The following is a 22,319-nucleotide window of genomic DNA, read 5'->3' on the forward strand; positions in this document are numbered from 1 at the left end:
CACGAGCCGTGGGCGACCAGCCCGCCCGGGATCATCGCTACCCACCTCCGACCCTTAACCGCGGCTGCTCTGGGTATCGGCGATACACGGTCAGCGCTTGCCTCGAGGCCAGATCCGGATAACTGCTGGCCTGTCGTCGACCGTGCGCGTCAAGGCGACTCATGGTCGCCATCCAGCGCGTGCGGACGCGCCGAGCGCGGCAGCAGCGACCCGCCGCAGGCAGACGCTCGCCGTGGCCTGTGCCGTCCGGCGGTTCTTCCGCCGTCGTTACGCGACCGAAACCGTGGTCGTCCACGACGTGCTCGCCGATGAGGCGGCCGAATACACGCATCAGGACAGCATTATCAGCGGCGGCCCGGATACCGGCGCGCGAGCCCTACGGCTGTCGGCGGACGAATCGGCGCTGGTCGTGGAGGACCTGGCGGTCGGGCTGTGAGTTCCGGGCGAAGCGGCCCCGCCGGGCCTTTGACGCTCATGCCGGGCGACATCGGCCGGTGCCGCGCGAACCTCCGCCATACCTTCACGACCTGTCCCTGCGATCCAACACCGGGCACGCTTGCGTACCAGCCCATGGAGGCATCCCGCACCTCCGGCTCGTTGTACCTCGTCCACCGTAAAACTGAGTAGGCATGACGTGCCGGGTCCGCGGTGTCGTGCGTCGGACAGAAACTGTCATATGGACGTTGCCATACAGTGAGGCGGTGAACATCCCCAGTCAGATCTCCAGGCAGAGGGGCGCGCGAGCTCCGTTCTAGAGGAGAGCTTCGCGGTCCTGAGCGCACCGAGAATCGAGCTCATACGCATGCCGGTACGGACCATGACGGGGTAACCACGTGTACGGCGTCGGCAGCGGGCCACCGGTCGTGTTGCCGCGGCAGCAACTGCCTCGCCGTCAGCTGTCATCACCTACGGCTGCCGCGCGGCTCGGGTAAGGCTGCGGCCGGCTGTTGGCTATGTGGACAGCCGCGAGCCGGCGACGAATCGGGCGACGGGAGGCAACCCGGCTGTAGCACAGCCGGCATGCCGGTGCGGCAGGTTCATTTCAGCGGACATCTGCGGCATTGTCCACACTTTGACCGCTGGTAGTGCACTTCAGAGACGCGACGGGTTTATTGAGGACGTGAAGAACAAACTGATCACCGGGTGCTCGGCTGCTGCACTGATCGCTGCCGGCCTTTACGCCACCGTCGTGAGCGACCCATCCGAGGCCGCGACCATCCGCACCACTGCGTGGACCGGGACATGGGCTGTCGCTCCGCAAAGTGGCGGTTCCTCATACTCCGACCAGACGCTGCGTGAGGTGCTGCATACAAGCATTGGTGGTTCTGCGGCTCGCATTCACATCTCAAATCTGTTCGGCTCGGCACCTCTGAGGGTCAATGACGTACACCTAGCGGTGTCAGCCGGTAGCGGAACAATCGTATCCGGCTCCGACCACACGGTGGCCTTCGGAGGAGTGAGCTCTGTGACGGTCCCAGCAGGGAAGTCCGCGATCAGCGATGCCATCTCGATGACGGTCGCCGCCGAGTCGGATTTGGCAGTGAGCTTTTATTTGCCGGCCCCTACTGGAGCCGCTACCTACCATCAGCTGGCCAAGCAGAATAATTACGTCGCGTCAGGTGATGACTCCGCAGACACAACCTTGCCGTCGCCCTCAACGATCCAGTCGTACGATTTCCTGACTAACGTGGACGTTCAGAATTCCGCCGCGCAGGGGTCCGTGGTGGCTTTCGGTGCGTCGCTGACTGACGGTTTTGCCTCCACGGACGGCGCTAACCGCCGCTGGCCCAACGATTTAGCTAACCGGCTCACCGCGGCCGACCGTACGGTCGGTGTCATCAATGAAGGCATCAGCGGCAACAACCTCCTGACGGGTGTGAACGAAAATCCGAGCGGAGTCAGCCGGTTCTCCAGGGATGTGCTGCAGCAGCCGGGCGTCAGGTGGGTGGTAATTTCCGACGACCCCATCAACGACCTGGGTAACGCCGACCCGCCAGCAGAGCAGTTGATCGCAGGACTTCAGCAGATCATCGGGCTGGCACATGCGGCTGGTGTCCAGGTCGTCTGCTCAACCCTGACGCCGTTCAAGGACGCCTACTATTGGTCGGCCGCCGGTGAGAACGGTCGCGAAGCAGTGAACTCATGGATCCGCGGTTCGAACAGCGGATGTGATCACATCCTGGACCAGGACATGGTCACCCATGATCCCTCCAACATTCAGAGGTACCTTCCGGCCTACGACTCCGGCGACCACTTGCACCCGAACGACGCGGGGTATCAGGCCATCGCCGACGCTGTGGACATCGCGGGTATCTTCGGCTGACAAACCGCCGGGACGGCCGAGGCTTTCACTCGCTCCCGTGCTCTACCCCATCTGACGGATGGCGGAAAGAAATCGATCGTCTCGGCACTAAATCCCCACGGATGACACAGTTTTACCAGCGGATCATGTGAATAAATGGAATCCGGAATCAGCACGGGCAAATGTCATACCCCAAGCCGTAGCTGAAAGGCCGCATGTGCTACCACGCACCCAACATACGGCACCTCATTCGTCCGCCGGCGCAAACACTCCCGCCCCCGTAGCCGCCTAACGAGTACGACTCGATCGTTGCTGTGCTTCGACATCAGCCATCGTGAGATCCGCCAGATGCGCGCGCGTCCGGCCTGGAAGGGAAGGGACACATTGAGTATTCCCTCTGGCTCCCGCCCCGTCACATCGTGTGAACCGTGTTGGCCGTCCGAGCTCTTGAGCTCTAGCCAACACCGGTTCAGATGGCGGCAAGATCGATGATCAAGTGGCGGAGGTGGGCATGTCGGTCGAAGAGTGCGCTCACCCGTCCGTTCAGACCTGATACATGGCCTAAAAGCCCCTATCACGATCTCTGATCGGTCCATTTGATCAAGCGGCGCCAGCAGATCAAGGCGCAGGCGAGGCTGACGAGGCCGTCGTGGATGTCCAGGCAGCGTTCCCAACGCACGGCGAGCCGGCGGAACTGGTGCAGGAGCGCGAAGGTCTGTTCGACGACGTAGCGCAGCTTGCCCAGGCCCTTGATGCCGGGCGTCTTCGGTTTCGGGATGATCGGTTCGGTGCCACGCTCGCGGCAGGCCTGACGAAACGCTTCGCTGCTGTAGCCCTTGTCGGCGAGCAGGACCTCGAAGCCCCGCCGGGGCCGGCCCGGTCGGCCGGCGATCGGCGGGTAGCCGTCGAGCAAATCGACCGCCCGGCTGATGTCGGGCACGTTCGCACCGCTGGTCAGCACGTAGATCGGCGTGCCGTTACCATCGCAGAGCAGGTGGTGCTTGGAGCCGGGCTTGGCCCGGTTGACCGGCGACGGGCCGGTTCCAGCGCCCCCTTTTTCGCGTCGATGTGACTACCGTCCATCGCCGCCCTGGTCCAGTCGATGCGGTTCGCCGCGTTCAACTTCGCAAGCAGGATCTGGTGTATCTGGTCGAAGACTCCCGCCTCGGTCCAGCGGTGCAGCCGCCGCCAGCAGGTCATCCCGGAACCGAACCCAAGTTCCTGCGGCAGGTCTTCCCAGCCGATCCCGGTGTGCACCACGAACAAGATGCCCTGCAAACACTGCCGGTCCGGTACGGGCCTCGGACCCGGAGACTTGTCCGGCCACGGCGGCAACAGCGGCTCGATCAGCTCCCACAACGAGTCATCAACGTCCCACGGCCTGCCCACGACGAGCGAAACGAGACTGATCTTCACCTCGCAATGCTGATCATCGTCGATTCAGCAGATCGTGTTAGGAGCTTTAATACATGACCAAACCAACCGGGACCTTGATGTCTTCGCCGGTGACCAACCCGGCCCAATGGCTGGCTAAGAAGTCACGAGTTCGGCCGCATCCTCGGCTGCGTCGAAGTCATGCAGGTCGGTCACCTGCTCGTACTGCACATGAAACCACCTGGCTGTGCATTCACGCGTTGGGAGCCCTCGGTGCAGGCGGGTAGGCACGTGCGGGGACTGCTCAGTGACGGTCCCCGCAAGAACTGCTGGGCGTTGGGCGGGTCTGGCGGGAGCGCGACCCTGGACCGGGTGCAGTGGCTGCTGGAGCCCGTCTCGTGGGACACCCTCGCGGTGATGGGAAGGGTCCGTCACTTCGTCGCCGATTACCTCGGCGAACGGTGGACCGGCGATGCTGGTACTCGACGAAGCGTCCACGTTGCCAGCCTGTTGCGAAACTGAAAGTCCGCTTGGTGCAAGCTAAGGAGCCGGTCGCGCGCGATGCCGCCGGCCTCTGGAGTTCCGCAGGCGGGCACCTTCCCTGTGCTAGTGACCGACATTCCCGCTTACCGCAGCTCGAGGTTGGCGATCCGTAACGAGCACATGGCTGAGTCGCCCCGTTCCTGGGGCGGCCGGTGTCCAGCGTGCAGCCGGTGCGAACACGGGGAACGCACCGGCGAAGTCTCGTGCAATCGGAACTTCAGAGATTGACCATTCCGGCGTCGACGGACATAGCGATACCGGTCACATAGCGGGACTCGTCGGACGCGAGATACAGCACGGCGTTGCTGACGTCCAGCGGCGAAATGAGTTCGACTTGCATCGCATTCAGCCATGCCGTTTTGAGTCGTTCGTTGGAGTCGATCAGGGTCGGGTCGAGGTCCTTCGCCAGGCCGGTGCCCGATACACCGGTCGGGCAGATTGCATTTACGCGGACGTTCTCGTCGGCCAACTCGTTGGAGAGCGCTCGCACGAGCCCGACGATAGCGTGCTTCGAAGCGACGTAGGGGAGCAGGTATGGCAGCCCTACGAGGCCGGCGGCGGAACTGGTTACGATCACCGATCCACCGCCGCGTTTGATCAGATGCGGTACGGCGACGGTCACCGTGTTCCAGGTACCGGTCAGGTTGACGCTGACGACTGCGTCCCATTGCTGTTCAGTGAAGCTGTCCCATTTCCCAAGCGCCGCGACACCTGCGTTCGCAACTACGATATCCAGGCCGCCCAGTCGTTGCACGGCGTCGTCGATTCCGCTTTTCAGCTTCTGCCGGTCTCGGATGTCGGTAGTGACGGTTATGATTTCGCTGCCGAGATCACGCACCAGTTGCTCGGTTTCCCGCAGGTCTTCAAGAGTCGCCATCGGATAGGCGATGCTGTCGATCGGTGCGCAAATATCGATAGCGACGACGGAGGCGCCTTGCTCGGCAAGTCGGATCGCGTGGCTGCGTCCTTGCCCGCGGCCCGCCCCAGTAACCAGCGCTACTTTCCCTGAAACCCGTCCCATGGTGACCTCCTGCTGGGAACTGATACATCTCTTCGACGGATCTGAGCCGGCCCGGTTCATTCGTGCGCTGGTGTACGAGTATGTCGAAAGTCATCGGCCTCAAGGGCTTATCTTTATTGAACCCCGTCGGCAAGAGGCCGGGACGGCTGTGCCCAAGTCGGCTTGCCGGGTACCGGGCCGTTGGGTGCGGTAACTGCAGGAGCTGTACCGAAACCTGCGTTCCTAGCCGGTTGATTTTTCGAGCATCAAACACATTCATTGGTACCGATGATTGAACCTCGGGGTACAAGTTCATTGCTATGAAGGTCGAGAGTGAGCGCTGATGACGCTTAGTTTGGGACCTAGCTGTCCCTTGCGCCGGGACCGTGCACCGAGGCACTGCGGTCCCAATTATGTAGGTGTCGGGCAAGCGTCTCTTAAACGTTCAGCATCAGTCGTGTCGGGCCTAGGTCGGATTGGAATCGTGCAGGAATGCTGCGTCGCCGCGGTGAACATTCCTTGAACCAGCGGAACTCATCGAGCGAGGCGCGCGCAGGTTGACCTTCTGCGGACGGTATGCGCATAGGTCGGCCACTCTGTCACGGCACCACGAACGGCCCGGCTAATCCCACAGGTCGGTGGACAGGTATTTTAGGCCCGAGTCGGGAATGATCACCGCTATGCTGGCGCCAGGCAGGTCAGTTCTGAGCAGGTGCAAGGCCGCGGCGACATTTGCTCCGGCCGAGAAGCCGGCGAAGATGCCCTCCCGAATGGCCAGGAGGCGCGCTGTCTCCCGAGCCTGGTCACCGCTGACCTGCAGGTGGCCGTCGAGCGGGATGCCTCGCAAGTGAGTCAGGTTGGCGCGTGCGAACCCGCCGCCTTGAATCGGGTGGTTGGGCTGTGTTACGTGCTGACCAGCGAGAACGGCGGCACCCTCGGGTTCGACGGCGAAACACCGGATGGATGGCCGCCGCTCCTTCAGCGCGCGCGTGACGCCCCCGAGGCAGCCTCCGGTGCCGACGTAGTCCACGTAAGCGTCGATGGCGCCGCCGGTCTGCTTCCAGATCTCTGGTCCGGTTTCGGTGTAGTGCGCGTCGAAATTGCTGTAGTTCTCGAATTGATCAGATCGGAAAGCTCCACGCTCCTCGGTCACTAGCCGGGCCCGCGCTTCGACCAACTCCATGTCGCCTCCCGACACCCGCCCGAGAACCGAGCCTGGCAGCTGGTCAACCAGGACCACTTCAGCACCTAGCGCGGCAATCATGCGCGCCCGTTCGGCGGAGCTGCCGCGAGAGAGGACCGCGATGAACGGGTGACCGGTGACCGCGCACGCGATGGCGAGGCCTGCGCCGGTGTTGCCGCTCGTCAGCTCAACGACTGCCTGGCCAGGCTTCAATCGGCCGCTCCGTTCGGCGTCATCGATGATGCGCTTGGCGACACGATCTTTCTTGGAGCCTCCAGGGTTGAAGTATTCAAGCTTCGCCAGGATGGAGCCGGGGGCGCCTGCAGTGAGACGGTCCAGCCTCACCATCGGCGTGGCCCCGATGGTGTCCACAATAGAATTCAACACTGATACTGATGATCGGTTAGTAGCGCTACCCTGCTCTCTCATACAGAAGAATAGCAGCTTGCGCGCGGCGAGACATAGCACGCGACCTTCATCACTATTCGCCTTCGGTTGACTCATGCGAACAAGCACCAATCGCTTCGGCGAGCTTGCCGACCGGCGCAAAGCCTAATCAGCGACCCGCACCACGCCCGGCAACATGAGGACGCGGTCTCAGCAGGACCGACGTCGCTGGATTAACAGCCCTTCGAGTCCAGCAGACGCGACATGAGTAAGCCGGGCAGCGGGCGCTGTAGTTGGTTCGTTAGAAGCCGCTTGGGCCAGTGTTGGTCATCGCGGCGCTGCGCTCCCACAGAAGGCGGGCGAGCTCCCGGTCCCCGGCTTGGCGGGGCGGACGGCTGGCCGGCCGTTTGCGCTCGTAGTAGACGCCGGATCGCCAGTCGGGGCCTGCCCTCGTGGAGGCCAGCCAGACCAATTGCTCCGCGCCCTTGTTCGGTGCTCTCAGAAACAGTCGACCCACAGCGGTGTGGTACACCAACCGCATGTCGCCGGTCGTCTCCGAGGCGAAATTCGTCGCAATCGCGCCGGGATGAAAGGCGGCGGTCGAAAGTCCCCGCGTGTGGAACCGGGCGTGCAATTCCTGAGTGAACAGAATGTTCATCAGCTTGGCATCGCCGTAAGCCTTGCGGGGCGAGAATTTTCGATCGTTGTTCATGTCCTGGAGGTCGAGATGCCCGAACAGTCGTGCGCCGACGCTCGTCGTCTGAATGACCGAGCCACCGCTGCTGATCAACGCGGGGAGCAGCAGGTTAGTGAGCAGAAACGGCGACAGATGGTTGATCTGCAGCGTTTTCTCGAAGCCGTCGACAGTTAGTTTGCGGTCGCCGAAAACTCCACCAGCGTTGTTGGCCAGGACGTCGATTCGCGGATAATTGGAGAGCAGCGTCGATGCCAAATGTCGCACGTCACTGAACCGGCTGAAGTCGGCGACGAAATAGTCGCAGTCAAGTTCCGTTCCCACGGACATTGTTTTTTCCGGTGAACGCCCGACAATGGCGATGGTGTGGCCATGGGCGTGTAGGAGTCGGGCGGCCGCGGCTCCGATTCCGTCGCTGGCTCCGGTGATGACGATCGTTTTAGGCACCCGGCGCTCCCATCTTCCGGGTTCCCGGTCCTACGTTCGGCTGGATGAGCGGGCTGTCCGGGGTTACGTCAGCCGCTGAGCTGGCCGTCTCCGTGACGTTCTTGGTACGGATGACGACGGCCGCGATGACGGCGCTGACGGCGAGGAACATCGCGCCGGCGAGGAAGCCGCGCCGAGCGCCGGGTATGAAGCCGTCGGCGTCGGCGGAGCCGTAGACAGTGATCAGCACCGCGAGGCCAAGCGCTCCGCCGAGCTGCTGCATAACGTTGACCAGGCCGGAAGCCGCACCCGCCTCATGGGGATCGACGCCGGAAACGGAGACGTTGGTGAGGACGACGGAGGCGGCACCGATGCCGACACCGAACAGCACTAGGGGCCCGAAGACATCGAGATAGCCGGAGGACTCGCTGATCGTCGTCAGCCAGAGCATTCCGCCCGTACATAGGAGCAGGCCGACCGCAATGACGATCTGGTCAGCGATCCGGCCGACGATCCATCGCGAGCTCACCGTCACTGAAATGACCAAGAACAGGGTCAACGGGACGAAGGCGATGCCGGCCCGGATCGGGCTGTAATGCTGCACGTCCTGCAAGAATTGGGTAAGGAAGAAGAACACACCGGTCATGCCGGCGAACTGGCAGATCCGGGCGACATACGAGCTGACGCGGTTACGGTCTGCGAACAGACGCAGCGGCGCGATCGGTGCAGCCGCACGCCTTTCAACGAAGACAAAGAAGCACAGCAACAGAACGCCTGCCACGAACGAATAGATCGCCGGCAGGTCCTTCCATCCGTCGGAGGCGACACGGACGAAGCCGTACACCAACGCGGTCATGCCTATCGTCGAGGAGAACGCCCCGGCAAGGTCGAAACGGCCCAGCCTGCGCGGGGTTTCACCAATCGCGATCTTGCCCGCGATGGCGGCGGCCAACCCGATCGGCACGTTGACGAACATCACCCACCGCCAGGAGGCCCACTGAGTGAGCATGCCGCCGGCAAGCAGGCCGACTGCACCGCCACCAATTGACATCGTGGTGTAGAGCGCAATCGCCCGGACGCGACGGGGCCCCTCCGGGAAGGTGGTCATCAGCAGCGCGAGAGCGGAGGGTGAGGCCAAAGCGGCGCCGCCGCCCTGAACGGCACGCGCCGTCAGCATCGTGCCGGCGTTGCTCGCTAGTCCACCGACCAGCGACCCGACGGTGAACAGCACCAGTCCCGCCAGCAACGTCCGCCGCCGCCCGAAGACGTCGCCGGAACGGGCACCGAGAAGGAGCAAGCCACCGAACGTCAGCGTGTAGGCGTTGATCACCCAAGACAGGTTGGTGGGGGAAAAGCCGAGTGCGTTCTGCATGCTTGGCAGCGCGATGTTCACGATCGTGGCATCGAGAGTGACCATCAGCTGGCAGGACAGAATTACGACAAGGGCCAGGCCGGCGCTTCGGGAGGCCGGTGCGCCGCGGGCGGCGATTAAGTCAGGCATGTGAGTGCTCCGGATGCGGGCAGAAGTCGAGACGAAGCCAGTTGCCGCCGAAATGCGGAAAACTGAACTGCATACTCGGGCGAGCTGTCGTTCATGCCGGGCACGCGAGGGCCCTGGGGCACGACGCACGTCGCCTGGAAAGGTGGAACGAGGACGCGTACACGAGGTTTTGGAGGCTCTCCTACACGCCTCAGGCGGTGCTTACTGGTGTGTACCTCCACGACGGCTTCGGTCCCAGTAGGTTCACCGCGCAGCAGCACTATTCGTTGCCGGTGTTGCCGGTGTTGCCGGTGTTGCCGGTGTTGCCGGTGTTGCCGGTGTTGCCGGTGTTGCACGCCTCCGGGACGGCCTCGCCGATCATGACGGCGTTTTAGTCTGGCAGCGCGTGTCAGGCCGCCGTGAGGCCGAACCTTCGTGATCTTCATACGAGCTAAAAGACCGGCGTTTGCCGCCTCTGCGTCGGCCATAGGCCGCTTAAGGGACGTACCCGCCCTGCCTGCCCTGAGTACCCTCCGACGCTTGTCTGGCTCCCGCACCCGGCTTCTCACGTCGCGACGGTTGCGCCCTCGGCAACTGACCGAGTGCTTGTCACCGATCTCCTCCCAGAACCGGCATACCCTACGACGTCGTGTGAGCAGTCCGAGCCGCACACTGGAACAGCATTGCTGGCCGAATCGCCGAGGTAGAGCGCACTGCTCTGGGTATATCGAGCCGCTGAACCGGCGCACGTCCGCCGGTACGTCCAGCAATGTCCCTGAATCTGGCACGAGCACTTCAGCGAATACTTCGTCCGCAATACTACAGCCGGGAGTGGCAGTACCGGGAGCACGGTCGGATGCTGTGCCCCCGATTCATGCGACGGGATTCTTCTCGAGGAATTCCCGCACGACACTGTTGAATAGTGGGGCATTCTCCCAGAACATGAGGTGGCTGCCCTTTTCCTCGGAGGTGAATATGCGCAGCTCGGCGCTAGGGATTTCCGCGGCCAGCCATTGCGCGACGGTCGGCGAGAAGAAGCTTCCTGCGCCACCAAGCACCAGGGTAGGCACGGTAATGCGCCGGGGAACATCACGCCAGTCGTTGCCGTAGTGGTCGTTGAAGAGGGTAACCGTGTGCTCGGGCAGAAGGAGCGCGTTCTCGTCCGCTATCCAGTCGAGATCCTTGGCGCTCATCTCGAGTGTGTGCATCATGTTCAACACGGGCTGCCAGGCGGCGACTGGGTCTGGCCCGCGCAGGCCTTCCCTGATGCCCCGTGCCATATCACGGCTGAAGATGGCCCCGAGCTCTTCAGCGCGTCCAGGCGGAGCAGCATCGGAGGCTGCGATCGGAGCCTGGTCGACCAGAACGAGTCGGCCGATCCGGTCGCCGGCGAATAGATCCCAATAGGCCCACGCAACGGTGACGCCTAGAGAATGCGCGACGACAGAGACGTCGTGCAGGTCGAGCTGCTCCAGAAGGTCACGCAGATCGGCGGCTAGTCGAGCAACCCGGTAGCCGTGATCGGTGTTCTCGGACAGGCCGTGCCCGCGAAGGTCCATAGCGATGACGCGATGATCACTGCGGAAATCGTCAATCTGCTTAAGGAACTCGGCAGCGCTTTGCCGGAAGCCCGGGATCAGCACGATCGGTGGACCATCGCCGGCGGTCAAGTAGTGCATGCGCACGTTGTCGTTAGTGGTAAAAAACTTGGCCCATTCTTCTGTCACACTCTCTCTACGGGGGCCGCGGCCCGACGTTCAATGCGGGTACCGTGATCAACAACGCATCTCTAGGATGGCCGCTTTGCCGGCTCGAGCAAAAGCAACACCGCCCAGGCTGAGCACCGCCTGGCGGTAGTTCGCCACGCCGACGAAGTCACCGATCACGTCGCCCGGACCTCCGCCACTACGGCACCAACCGACAGACGTTCCTACAAGTGGCTACCACACCACCAAAGACGAAGGCCTCAGCGGCCTGCACGACCGCTCGATCGCGCCGCATCACTGCTCGAACGCTACTCACGCTGCGGCTACCGCGGCTACCGCGGCTACCGCGAAGCAGCGCTGCACCGCCTCGGAGAAACGCTGCAAGCGGTACGAGAACATTTCCCGACAACCACCTACAGATTGATGTCAAATGCATCAACGATCGCCCCGTTACCTTTTTGATCGTCCCCGTCGGGGACTGCTCGGTCGCCCGGCCCGGTATGACTTACCGCCCCTGTCGTACGCATGATCCGGGGGGTGTTGTCGCCGGGTCGGGTGGCGTCGATGGACCGCTGATAGGGACACGACCACTCGCAATATTGGGGTAGGTCTCCTCGTAACGTGGCTGCCGGGTGTCGATGCCGGATCGGTGATCGGGCAGGCAGGGCGTAGCCGGGGAGGCGATGCGGTGCACGGCGATTACCAGGTGTTCCTCGGGCTCGATGTGGGCAAGGAGGGCCACCACGCGGTCGCGCTCGACCGAGCCGGTAAACGGCTGCACGATGCCGCGCTGGTCAACACCGAGGCCCGGCTACGGCAAGTGTTCGACAAACTCGCCCGGCACGGAGCCGTGTTGGTCGTGGTCGACCAGCCGGCCTCGATCGGTGCGCTACCGGTCGCTGTTGCCCGGGCCTGCGGGCATCAGGTGGCCTATCTGCCCGGCCTGGCGATGCGCAGGCTCGCGGACCTGCACCCCGGATCGGCGAAGACCGACGCCCGTGACGCCTTCGTGATTGCGGACGCCGCCCGGACGCTGCCGCACACACTGCGCCGCGTCGATGCCGGTGACGAAGCCCTCGCCGAGCTGCACATGCTGGTCGGTTTCGATGACGACCTGGCCGGCGAATCGACCCGGCTGACCAACCGGCTCCGCGGCCTGCTCGTCCAGATCCATCCCGCCCTGGAACGCGCATTCGGTGACAACATCAGCCACAAAGCCGTCCTGGACCTGCTGTCACGCTGCGGCGGCCCGGCCGGGCTACGCAAAGCGGGCCGTCGCAAGCTGCTGGCGATCGCGGCCAAACACGCCCCGCGCATGGGAGAACGCCTTGTCGACCGGATCATGACCGCCCTGGATGAGCAAACCGTCGTCGTCCCGGGCACTAGCGTCGCCGAGACGATCCTGCCTCGCCTGGCCGACAGCCTGCGTGAGGTCCTGCATCAACGCGACCAGGTCGCTGCTCAGGTCGAGGAGATGCTCGATGCGCACCCTCTTGCCCGGGTCCTGACCTCGATGCCCGGCATCGGAGTCAGGACCGGCGCCCGGATCCTGCTCGAAGTCGGCGACGGCACCGCCTTCGCCACCCCCGGTCATCTCGCTGCCTACGCCGGTCTGGCCCCGGTCACCCGCCGATCCGGCCTGTCGATCCGCGGCGAGCATCCACCCAAAGGCGGCAACAAACAGCTCAAACGCGCCTTCTTCCTCGCCGCGTTCGCTTCACTGGCTCACCCGCCGTCGCGGGTTTACTACGACCGAAAACGAGCCCAGGGCAAGAAACACAACGCCGCCCTCATCTGCCTGGCCCGCCGCCGCGTCGACGTCCTGTTCGCCATGCTCCGAGACAACGTTCCCTACGAAACCCGGTCCCTCACCGCTTGACGAAACCCATAGGGACACCCCCCCAACTCGCCGTCTGGCAAGGCGCCCGGTGGCCGGGCAGCTACTCAAGCAACGTCGCCGCACCGTACACCTACATCGAGTCGCCCTTACCCACCTAAACGGCGGACTCCAGTCAGGCCCACGACGATGAGCCGGGCAGTGAGATCGGCGATGACGGGCGTCCAACGCACCCGTCGAGGGCAGCCGGGTGGGGAACCCGACCGCACCCGGGCAGTCGGTCTCACCGGAAGCGACAAAGCCGCACAGTGGGCATGGTGAATCACACGGGCGGTCGCCATCCCGCCGGCCTCAACCGGTCGAACGCATACCTACATACGGCTGAGCAGGCCCAGCTTCGCGGCCGCCGGCGACCGGGCCGCGGCGGTGAACACGACCAGAACCTGACCGACCGCGACCTGGTCGAGAATCTGCACGTCGAGGTCAATCGGGCCAGTGCGAGGGTTCAGGAAGGTCTTGGTGCCGGAGCGGCAGATGGCGACTTTGCGCTCGAGCCAGAACCGTTCGAACTCGGCGCTGCGCCTGCGTAACAACCCGATCAGGCGGTCGGCCCTCGGGCCGTCGACCTTGACCGCCCGGGCGCGCAGGTTGGCGACCCGGGAGCGGCCCTCCTCCTCGTGCTCCTCGACCGGGTGCATGGCGCGGGACGATGGATCGGTGAACCAGCGGTACGTGGTGTTGCGTTCCTCACCGACCAACCCTGCTGTATCGCCCAGTAACGCTGTGGCGGCCGGATTTTGCAGCAGGCTGTCGCCGAACATGGTCATCACGGCGGCCGGGGAGTCGCCCAGGCTCTCGACGACCTGGCGCAGTGCGGGAGCTACGACGTCGCTGGGCGCGCAGCCGACCGGGGGCTCCCGCTCGGTCAGTCGGTAGAGGTAGTCGCGCTCGTCCGAAGTCAGCTGCAACGCGCGCACCAACGAGGCCATGACCTGGAGCGACGGCGGTCCGACGCGCGCCTGCTCGAGCCGCCGGTAGTAGTCGGCCGAGACCGCGGCCCTGGCGGCTACCTCTTCGCGCCGCAAGCCGGCCGTGCGACGCCGACCTCGGGGCTCGTCGGGTTGCAGGGCGGCCCGCCGAGCGCGCAGGAAGGACGCCAGTTCACGCGAATTCACTGAGCCATTCTGACTGTTCACTCGCAGCGGGGGCGAGGCGCTCCCCTGGTAACGGCGGCCACGGCGAGTGAGGGTGGGCCGCATGACCAAGATTTTCCGACCCGGCGACGCCGGCTATAACGATGCCCGTACGACATGGGCGCTCGTGGCTGACCTGCGGCCGGCTGCGGTTGCGTTTCCTTCCAGCGTGGCCGAGGCGGCGGAGGTCGTTAAGCAGGCAACCTCGGAGGGTATGCGGGTGGCGCCGCTCGGCACCGGGCACAACGCTCATCCGTTGGGCGATCTGAGTAACTCGATGCTGGTTCGGACTTCTTGTTTGTCCGATATGTCGATTGATAAGCGCGCGAGAGTTGCCGCCGGTGCCGTCTGGGGCCCGATCGCCGAACAAGCCAGCGCCCTCGGCCTCGCCGCCCTGCACGGCTCCTCACCGGACGCGGGCGTGGTCGGCTACACGCTCGGTGGCGGCATCAATTGGTATGGCCGATCCAAGGGACTCGCGGTCAACACCGTGACCGCCGTCGAGTTGATCACGGCCGACGGCACACTGGTGCGAACCGACGCCGACCACGACGCCGACCTCTTCTGGGCGTTGCGCGGCGGCGGCGCCGCGAACTTCGGCCTGGTCACCGCACTGGAGTTCGACCTGTTTCCGCTGAAGAGGGTCTACGCCGGCATGATGCGCTGGGACATCCGGGATGCCCCCGAGGTGCTCAGCCGATGGACGGAGATGGTGGCCTCAGCGCCCGAGGATCTGACGCTTGCCTATCGGCACATGAACTTCCCTCCGATTCCCGAGGTGCCGAAGCCGCTCCGCGGGCGGAGCCTGGTAATCGTCGACGGCGTGGCGCTGGGCACTTCTCAAGGTCACCTGAAGGCCCTGAGGGACCTCTCCCCCGAGGTCGACACCTTCGCCGAAGTTCCACCTTCGGCGGTCGTACGCATCCACATGGATCCCGAACACCCCACGCCCGGCTGGGGCCGGAGCACCCTGCTCGACGCCTTCCCGCCCGCCGCGGCCAACCGCGTGATCGAGGTCGCCGGCATCGACTCCGGCAACGATCTGGCCCTCGCGGTCGAGGTCCGGCACCTGGGTGGCGCGATGGGCCGCCCGGTCGCCGGCGGTGGCGCCCTGAGCGCGATCGACGGCCAGTTCCAGCTGGTCTCGGGCGGCATGATGGTCGCCGGCCTGGCCGAACAGACCCTGTCCCTTACCGAGCGAGTGATCACTTCTCTTGGCGAATGGTCGCGCGGCCGCGAATACCTGAACTTCCAGGAGGAGAAGGTGGCCCCAGCACGGGCTTTCGATGCGTCCACCTTGCACAAGCTGCGGGCGATCCGGGACCAGATTGACCCGGACCACGTATTCCAGGCCAACCACGAACTCTAGAAAACAAACCCCGGTCGGCGCGGGCGACGAGCCACTCGAGGCTCTCGTCCACGCCGGCCGACCAATGAAACCTCTTGCCGGCCCGCGATTACGGCCGTCACCTCCTTTGGCCGCCCATCGCGCCAACGCGATGCTCACCGGGTGCCGCTACCCGTGCCTGCGCTGCCTGGATCACCGCCCGACGGCGGATCCCCCAAATTTCCTGCCGGTCTGGCGCAGTTAGACAGTCGCGCGGGCGGCACGCTCGATGAGTGCGGCCGTCGCGTCCGGATGCGAGATCATCACTAGGTGCGAGGCACCCTTCACGGTAACGACCTTCGCGTGGGCCCGTCCAGCCATCCAGCGCTGCACGGCCGGCGGGATGTTTCGGTCCGCCTCAGTGATCAGGTCATAGCTGGGAATCGTCTTCCAGGCCGGCCACCCGGTCTCTGTCTCGTCCAAGGAAGCCGCGTCGACCGGTCGTTGGCTCACCGCGAGCAGCTTTGCATCCCGGAGCGGGATGTCAGCCGCGAACTGCTTCGGGAACTTCGCCTGATCGATGTAGAGGTCGGTGCCGCTTCCCGGAGCCGCCACCGGGTGCAACGCCGCCGGCAACGTGCTACCCGGAAACTTACTTACCAACTCACCGATCGACTCTCCGCTGTCTGGCAGGAAGGCAGCCACATAGACCAGGGCTTTAACTTCCTGGTGCCCTCTGGCCGCTTCAGTGATCACGGCACCGCCGTAGGAGTGGCCGACAAGGATGACCGGCCCGTCGACGTCGTTCAGAACGGATCGCAGGGCTTGGGCGTCCGAGGCCACACCACGTAGGGGTGTTGCTGCTGCGACTACGGGATAGCCGTCGCTTTGAAGCCGCCGAACCACGTCGCTCCAGCCGCTCGAGTCGGCGAAGGCCCCATGGACCAGAACGACCGTAGGCTTAGCCACCTTCCGTCCCCCGCCGTGGGCATCGGCCCCAGCAGGGCCAAGCGCAGTAAGCGCCAGCGCACCGAGCGCTCCTGCCATGGCCACGGAACGGATCTTTTTAAGGCGAGGCATCAAAATTCCTCTCTGCTTTTCGCGTGTTCGCCAACCATCACCGCGCAGAGATGCCGTTCGCCCCAGGGCATGTGCCTGGTCAGACCCGCTGCATACCCTGGCCGTAGGCTGGCAAGTAAGACCGAGCATTCGCGCCGCAGGTAGTATCGGACATCGGTACGGCCTCCTCGCGAAGAACGCCTCACGTGGTCAGCGAGGGCGACGGTCGGGAGACCTGTCTGCACCGCAGACCGTCGGCCCGGCCGACGACGCCGTGGTGGTGCCGCCATGAGCGCGGACGATAGACCCAGCGATCACCAGGCCGAGTCCGGCGCCTCCGTTGTGTCATCGATGTGAGCGCTCCCGCGCCGGGTGAGCGGATCAAACTACAACCGACACTTCCTTCTGCGGCACGTCGTCACCGACGTTGTTCCCGATCGGGCCTGGGTATAACCGACTCGACGTCCGCGGCCTTTTGGTGAGTGTTTTGAGGGGTGTCGGGCGGCGCGTCCAGGTGATCTTAAGGGTTGCGGGATGGTCGTGGGTGTGCGCCAACGCGTGTACCCGTCGGATTCTGATCGATGAGCATTGGGAGATCGGGGGTCAAGCCGCCGACCCCGTCAGCCGCGACACTCCCGACTACGACGCTGCGTTCGCCTCTATTGGCCTCTGTCTTTCATTAGGCGCGCTGCGGGGGCTCACGGTTGATGGCGATAGGTTGGTCCTGGTGGCTGCGGGCGTGCCGAAATGAGAGTTCTGCCGTGGATAGAAGATCTTGTTGACGATGTCGGCGTGAGTAGCGTTCGGGGCAGTGATGCCGTGCTCTCGAGCCGCCACTCGGGCCGGCCAGGCCTTCGTTCTGGTAGCGGCGTAGCCACTTGTAGAAGGTCTGCCGGCTGATCCGTGGTAGCGGCAGGGCCGGGTGACGTTATCGGTGACTTCCTCGCCGTGGCGCAGGACCGCCAGGCGGTGCGGCACCTTGGCGGTCCTGCTTCTGTTCGAGCGACGGTGGCAAGCTGTCTCCTACTGACGGGTAGGAGACCCGAGTGTTAACAACCTCCAGCAGTTTCAGACCCAGGGTCCCCCATGCGGTCCGCAGACCGGGAGAGGCTGCGGACCTACGACGGTCGGGTCGGGCAGGTGGCCGACGACAGCGATGCGTGTGCGGCATTGGGTGTCTGCGGGCGGCGAACCGCGGCGCCGATACGGTGGCCGCGCCCGGAATAGAGATGCCGGACTCAGTTACCGACACGATGTGATGTGGCGGGACTGCACATGCCGCCCGCGTATCCGGCTGCTCAGGTCTTCTCGGCCAGAAGGGCGAACGCCTCCGCGCGCAGACGTTCCTGGTCGGCGCCCGGTGTGTCCGGATGAGTTTGCCAATGACTAAGGGTTACCGAGGTGTCCACGACGTACCTGCAGCGTTCGTAACGCCGCTGGGTGTACGCGTCCAACGCTTTCGAGATGTCGCTGGTGGAGGTCAGCGCTTCGCCGAGAACGATCGCGTCTTCCAGGCACATGGCTGCGCCCGCGGCAATGTGCGCAGTCGTACAGTGTGCGGAGTCACCGACCAGCACGGTGCGACCACGATTCCATGGCGGCGGTACGAGAATCGTCTCGAAGCAGCTGTAGTTGATCAGGTTCGGGTCGCTGATTTGCTCCCTCGCCCAAGCGCCCATGCCCCCGAAGGGTTCGAGATATCCGCGCAGGATGGCAGGAAGTTGGTGCTGCAGCGGCCGGTGGGTGTCGGCCGCCGGAACAACGCAGTACATGTACATGCTGTCGGCGCGAGTCGGCGTGAACCCGATGTGGGTAGTGGGGTGACCGACGAAGCCCAGCTCGGTGTCGACCTCGGCCGGTCTAGGCAGCACAGCACGAATGCAGGCCTGCTGCTGAAACTGGGGCTGCATCACGCCGTAAACCAGATTTCGGACCTCCGATCGCAGTCCGTCCGCCCCGACCACAAGGTCGTACTCCTCCCAAGTGCCGTCGGAGAATTCGGCTATGACATGGTCGCCATGGTCCACGAGTGCGGTAGGTGAGAGGTCTGTACGTACAGCGACCTGACTAGTGGCGAGCTGCTCGATCAGAGCCCAGTGCAGGTCGGGCCGCGTCATCCCGAGGACCCCAGGCAGCTTGGTCCCGAGATCCATGTGGGGCGACGGCGTCGGAATTCGCTGTACGACCTCCCCGCCCAGGTCGCACATCACCCACTCGTTGCAGCTATACCCCCGCCTCAGGCACTCATCCAACAGGCCTAGCCGATCCAACGCCCGCAGCGCCGGGCCGATCAGCGTGATACCGCTACCGAGCGTTCGCAATACGGTATCTCGCTCGACAAGATCCACTACGAAGCCGGCACGGGAAAGTACGAGGGCCGTCGCGGTCCCGCTAATACCCCCGCCCACGACAAGCACTTTCGTCATACAAGTTTCCTTTCTCGAAATGGCTTGGTGCTCGGTTCGCCGTCGCGAAGACGATTGGTGAACCAACGGAGTTGGTGTCGGGCCGGACTACCCGCGCCCGGAATCTGCGAGACCTTCGACACGTGGCTTCTATCGTTCCAACGTCGTTGATCGGGCACCTCAGCGCGCACGGCGAAGGCCGATTGCATGCCTCCGGATGCGGCTACTCTGCACGGATAGCAGGCCATTCGAGCCAGGGATTCTCCCTGGTGTCTGCAGCGACCCTCGAGTAGGCCTCATGACATGACAGTCTGTACGCGGGCAATGACGTAACTGTTGCGACGCCACCGCTGACGGGGCAAGTCGCGCTGCACATCTGCGGATTGATGTCCAATGTCAAGTGAAAGGGGTGCCATCCCCGCGTCGAGAACATTACGGATTGGTTAACGAAGGTCAGGAGACTGAACTGGGACATCAACGAGCCGTCAAGCCTGCGAGGGCGTTGCGCCTTCCTTCGTTACCCCCCCGCGGCAGAAAGAAGGCCTGACAATGGGGAAGCTCCGGCTCGCCACTGCACCTGCTCAGGCGGAGAGATCGGGCCGTACTCCACGCCAACAGCCGAAAGAACTGGCAGCAATCGCTAGCCTGGTCCGGTTGTCCTTCGGTAAGTCACCCACGCACCGATCCGACAGCCACAGGCCGGTGGACAACGCAGCCGGGCCCAGCGAGCCCAGGGATACAGTCGGGCACCGCCCGCGCCGGCGCGGGCGAGGATACGCCTACAAGGTCTTCTACCGGCTGCCGCCACGAATCAGACGTCTCCTCGCACGCTGTGTCGCACCCACATACCTTGTAGGCGCCGTGGTGGTCATCCTCGACTCCGAGGCCGCCTGCATCGGGGCGGTCGACAGACTACTTCTCCTGCGTCAGCCACCGGGCCATGGCTGGGGACTTCCGGCCGGCCTACTCAAGAAGAACGAACGCGCCGTCGAAGGCGCTGTCCGAGAACTGTTCGAGGAGACCGGGGTGCGAGTTGCCTCTTCCGATTTGTTGGCTGGTTGCCCCAACGCGATCATTCATCCCGCCGGCGGGGTAGACACCGTCTGGTTCGGATCGGTCCCGGCCTCCACCACCTCGCTGCGTGTCGACGGCGGGGAGGTCCTCGAGGCGCGATGGTTTGCCGTCGACAACCTGCCGGTGCTGACTCCAGGTAGTGCCGACCTGCTCGCCGGATACGGATTCGGTTCGATCGCCGGGCTGCGCTGGGATCCATCGCTGGCGCATGAAGACCACGGAGTCCGGTCGTAGCCGCTGGCATCGCAGTGTCAGTGCGTCGCCGACAGTCGCTGGCTGCCTCTATTTCGCGTAGAGGCAAGCACGGACATGACCTCGCCGGCCCGATCGAGGCCGACATCGTGCCCCGATGTGGCGCTGACGTGGAGCGTGGCGACCGGCAGCTCGCGCGCGAGGCTGCGGGCGAAGGCGATCGGCGCGTTACGGTCAAGCGCGCCGTGCCACAGGTGCACCGGCAACTTGATCTCGCTGAGCGGGAACGTCCACTGCCGTTTGATCAGGGCGAGTTCCTGCACGGTGGCGCGCGAACCTGGCCGGAGCGCGTCGGCGATGGCTTCGAACTCGATGCGCAGGGCGGCCGCGTGCGTGGCATCGGGCGCTTCCGCCGTCGCGCGGTGCAGGGCACGCTCCCGGCTGTCCGCGCTGACAAGCTCCCGCCGCAGCGCCGCGACCCGGATGGTGTTGAGCTTCGGCGCGTTCCGGGCCAGCCAGTTCATCACCCGGGCGTTCACCGTCATGCCCACTCGGTCGGCCCGGTTCATCGGCCCGCCCGCCGCGATCAGCCCGACAACACTGACCCGATCGGCGAGACGACGTGCGGCGGCCAGCGTGAACGGGGCACCGCCGGACTCCCCCGCCAGCGCGAACCGGTCCAGGCCGAGGTGACCAGCCAGCATGGCGAGATCGTCGCCCCAGCTGGCCAGGCTGCGCCTAGGCTGGTAATCGGAGGCGCCGTAGCCGGGTTTGTCCGGCGAGATCAAGCGCAGGCCGGCTGCCCGGGCCGCCTGGTCGTAGCCGGCTGCGCCCAGCCCGGACACCGGTGTCCCTGCCGTGTAGACGACCGGCGACCCATTCGGGCCTCCGAACTCGTGCCAGCACAACCGTCTCCATCAGCGCGAGTGATCACATCAGATGGCACCCGCACATGCTGACACTGTTAGGAAGCGCCCGCCGTACCGACGGTCTTCCGCGCTCAGTAAGTGGATGCGGCCCACTGGTGGCGGTCGCGCCGGTCATTGTGACAAACGCTCAACAGAGCAAGTCCAGCAAGACACCAGACGAGATCATGGCCGGCGAACCAGCTTCACCGAGACACGATGGGCGAGGACGCCTCGTCCAATCTGTTCTTTCCAACTCATGAGCATTCGCGAACGATTTCCGATGAGACGGGACATCACTGGACCACGAGCCGCATCGTGGTGGGTCCCGAACTGCCGAACACACGATCCGGTAGCCGAGAAGCGGAACCGGAGCTCACCAACAAACGGGTCCCGTTCTCACCGACAGAGCCGGCGCCGGGAACCAGGCGCCGGCATGGCCATCGCTGACCCCGGCGGTGTGCTGGGGAGCACGAGCGTAGGGGCAGTCCGGTCCAGCGCTCGGATCCACGATTTCTCTTCCCCGCACACCACGGCGCCCCGTTCGGGCGGGGTGGCGATACAACCCGATGACGTGACGGACCTTGTGGAGGAACTGCGGATCCTTCGACGACTTTCACGGCACGGTCTCCGGCGTGTGGTGATGTCCGCGTCCGCGTCCGCGACCGTGCCGGGCCGACCCGGGCGGGGGCTCGTCGAGCAAACCTTCGAGCCGCCGACCGCGAAGCGCCTGCGCCACTACTTCTAGTGGTGCGGATTCAACGGCCATGACACTAGGTGCCGCCTGCTTGACGAACGCCCTGGATGACGAAACACCGTAGGCACCTGTGCCCGTGGGGGCGCACGTCGGATAGGCCGGAAGTCCGGTTGGTTCTATTGACTGGAAAATGGAGCAGGTGCCGTTGAACGCTCTCGGTTTTGATCCGTTGTTCCTATTGCGGACCGAAAGCAAAAGCGACGAGAACGATGACGTTCCGCAGCTCGACGTTTTTCGGATCTGGCGGCAGCAACCCGACATGTTGACATGTCGCCCGCCTGACACGGGACGCCGCCATGCCCGTCCGGTGAGGTGTGTCTCCTCCGTGGTTCACCGGACGGGATCCGCGCTATCGGCTGATCCCGAGAAAGCCCATCATGTCGCCGCCCTGCGGGCATTTTTGCTCGACTACAACCCGCCACCGGCCAAAAGGCCATACGCGCAGGGTCATGCCCATCAGCCGGTTGGCCAATCT

Annotated in this window: 16 protein-coding genes; 5 read left to right on the forward strand and 11 right to left on the reverse strand. The window is 64.5% G+C overall.

Annotated features, from left to right (window positions below; all coding sequences use genetic code 11):
- The first annotated feature begins 97 nt into the window (after nt 1-97).
- Together ACIA5C_RS46535 and ACIA5C_RS46540 are read left to right on the forward strand one after the other, a co-directional pair.
- Nucleotides 98-436, forward strand: coding sequence for a hypothetical protein (locus tag ACIA5C_RS46535; RefSeq protein ID WP_396067395.1), 339 nt, complete (start codon nt 98-100; stop codon nt 434-436).
- Nucleotides 437-1,120: 684 nt separating this feature from the next.
- Entirely contained in the window at nt 1,121-2,323 is a 1,203-nt protein-coding gene (locus tag ACIA5C_RS46540; RefSeq protein ID WP_396067398.1) for an SGNH/GDSL hydrolase family protein, read from the forward strand.
- A gap of 553 nt (nt 2,324-2,876) precedes the next feature.
- On the opposite strand, the gene ACIA5C_RS46545 is transcribed toward ACIA5C_RS46540, so the two are convergent.
- The 6 genes from ACIA5C_RS46545 to ACIA5C_RS46570 all read right to left on the reverse strand — a co-directional run bounded on the left by ACIA5C_RS46545 (nt 2,877) and on the right by ACIA5C_RS46570 (nt 11,116).
- A protein-coding gene (locus tag ACIA5C_RS46545; RefSeq protein WP_396067469.1) for an IS5 family transposase occupies nt 2,877-3,691 on the reverse strand; the annotation gives its coding sequence in 2 pieces (ribosomal slippage) (nt 2,877-3,361 and nt 3,361-3,691; 816 coding nt in all).
- A 745-nt stretch (nt 3,692-4,436) separates the two neighbouring features.
- Complete coding sequence (locus ACIA5C_RS46550; protein ID WP_396067400.1) at nt 4,437-5,240, reverse strand: mycofactocin-coupled SDR family oxidoreductase; 804 nt, start codon at nt 5,238-5,240, stop codon at nt 4,437-4,439.
- Nucleotides 5,241-5,841: 601 nt separating this feature from the next.
- Nucleotides 5,842-6,774: a PLP-dependent cysteine synthase family protein gene (locus ACIA5C_RS46555; RefSeq protein WP_396067403.1), complete on the reverse strand. Its 933-nt coding sequence runs from the start codon at nt 6,772-6,774 to the stop codon at nt 5,842-5,844.
- A gap of 316 nt (nt 6,775-7,090) precedes the next feature.
- On the reverse strand, nt 7,091-7,930 hold the full coding sequence (locus ACIA5C_RS46560) for an SDR family NAD(P)-dependent oxidoreductase (protein WP_396067405.1): 840 nt from the start codon (nt 7,928-7,930) through the stop codon (nt 7,091-7,093).
- Nucleotides 7,923-9,410 carry an MFS transporter gene (locus tag ACIA5C_RS46565; protein WP_396067408.1) on the reverse strand — a complete coding sequence of 496 codons (1,488 nt, stop codon included), beginning with the start codon at nt 9,408-9,410 and terminating at the stop codon, nt 7,923-7,925. The genes ACIA5C_RS46560 and ACIA5C_RS46565 overlap by 8 nt, the downstream gene beginning before the upstream one ends.
- 851 nt (nt 9,411-10,261) lie before the next feature.
- Nucleotides 10,262-11,116 (reverse strand): alpha/beta fold hydrolase, encoded by an 855-nt coding sequence (locus ACIA5C_RS46570; protein ID WP_396067411.1) that lies wholly within the window; start codon nt 11,114-11,116, stop codon nt 10,262-10,264.
- Between the two features lie 631 nt (nt 11,117-11,747).
- Here ACIA5C_RS46570 and ACIA5C_RS46575 point away from each other — a divergent pair.
- Nucleotides 11,748-12,974 carry an IS110 family transposase gene (locus tag ACIA5C_RS46575; RefSeq protein ID WP_396067472.1) on the forward strand — a complete coding sequence of 409 codons (1,227 nt, stop codon included), beginning with the start codon at nt 11,748-11,750 and terminating at the stop codon, nt 12,972-12,974.
- 329 nt (nt 12,975-13,303) lie between these two features.
- Here the strand turns inward: ACIA5C_RS46575 and ACIA5C_RS46580 are convergent, their stop codons facing one another.
- The gene (locus ACIA5C_RS46580; protein ID WP_396067414.1) at nt 13,304-14,107 is read right to left on the reverse strand and encodes a helix-turn-helix transcriptional regulator; all 804 of its coding nucleotides are present in this window, start codon (nt 14,105-14,107) and stop codon (nt 13,304-13,306) included.
- A gap of 82 nt (nt 14,108-14,189) precedes the next feature.
- Here ACIA5C_RS46580 and ACIA5C_RS46585 point away from each other — a divergent pair, with 82 nt between their 5' ends.
- Entirely contained in the window at nt 14,190-15,494 is a 1,305-nt protein-coding gene (locus ACIA5C_RS46585; RefSeq protein WP_396067474.1) for an FAD-binding oxidoreductase, read from the forward strand.
- Between the two features lie 219 nt (nt 15,495-15,713).
- On the opposite strand, the gene ACIA5C_RS46590 is transcribed toward ACIA5C_RS46585, so the two are convergent.
- From ACIA5C_RS46590 to ACIA5C_RS46600, 3 genes are all read right to left on the reverse strand, one after another.
- Nucleotides 15,714-16,421, reverse strand: coding sequence for an alpha/beta fold hydrolase (locus ACIA5C_RS46590; protein WP_396067416.1), 708 nt, complete (start codon nt 16,419-16,421; stop codon nt 15,714-15,716).
- 769 nt (nt 16,422-17,190) lie between these two features.
- Nucleotides 17,191-17,427: a helix-turn-helix domain-containing protein gene (locus tag ACIA5C_RS46595; protein WP_396067476.1), complete on the reverse strand. Its 237-nt coding sequence runs from the start codon at nt 17,425-17,427 to the stop codon at nt 17,191-17,193.
- A gap of 382 nt (nt 17,428-17,809) precedes the next feature.
- On the reverse strand, nt 17,810-18,937 hold the full coding sequence (locus ACIA5C_RS46600; protein WP_396067419.1) for an FAD-dependent monooxygenase: 1,128 nt from the start codon (nt 18,935-18,937) through the stop codon (nt 17,810-17,812).
- Between the two features lie 681 nt (nt 18,938-19,618).
- Here ACIA5C_RS46600 and ACIA5C_RS46605 point away from each other — a divergent pair.
- A complete protein-coding gene (locus ACIA5C_RS46605) occupies nt 19,619-20,224 on the forward strand; it encodes an NUDIX domain-containing protein (protein ID WP_396067422.1) in 606 nt (201 codons plus the stop codon).
- A 17-nt stretch (nt 20,225-20,241) separates the two neighbouring features.
- On the opposite strand, the gene ACIA5C_RS46610 is transcribed toward ACIA5C_RS46605, so the two are convergent.
- A complete protein-coding gene (locus ACIA5C_RS46610) occupies nt 20,242-21,027 on the reverse strand; it encodes an alpha/beta fold hydrolase (protein WP_396067425.1) in 786 nt (261 codons plus the stop codon).
- Nucleotides 21,028-22,319: the final 1,292 nt, after the last annotated feature.

It is taken from the genome of Actinoplanes sp. NPDC051343 (assembly GCF_044455125.1).
GTDB lineage: Bacteria > Actinomycetota > Actinomycetes > Mycobacteriales > Micromonosporaceae > Actinoplanes.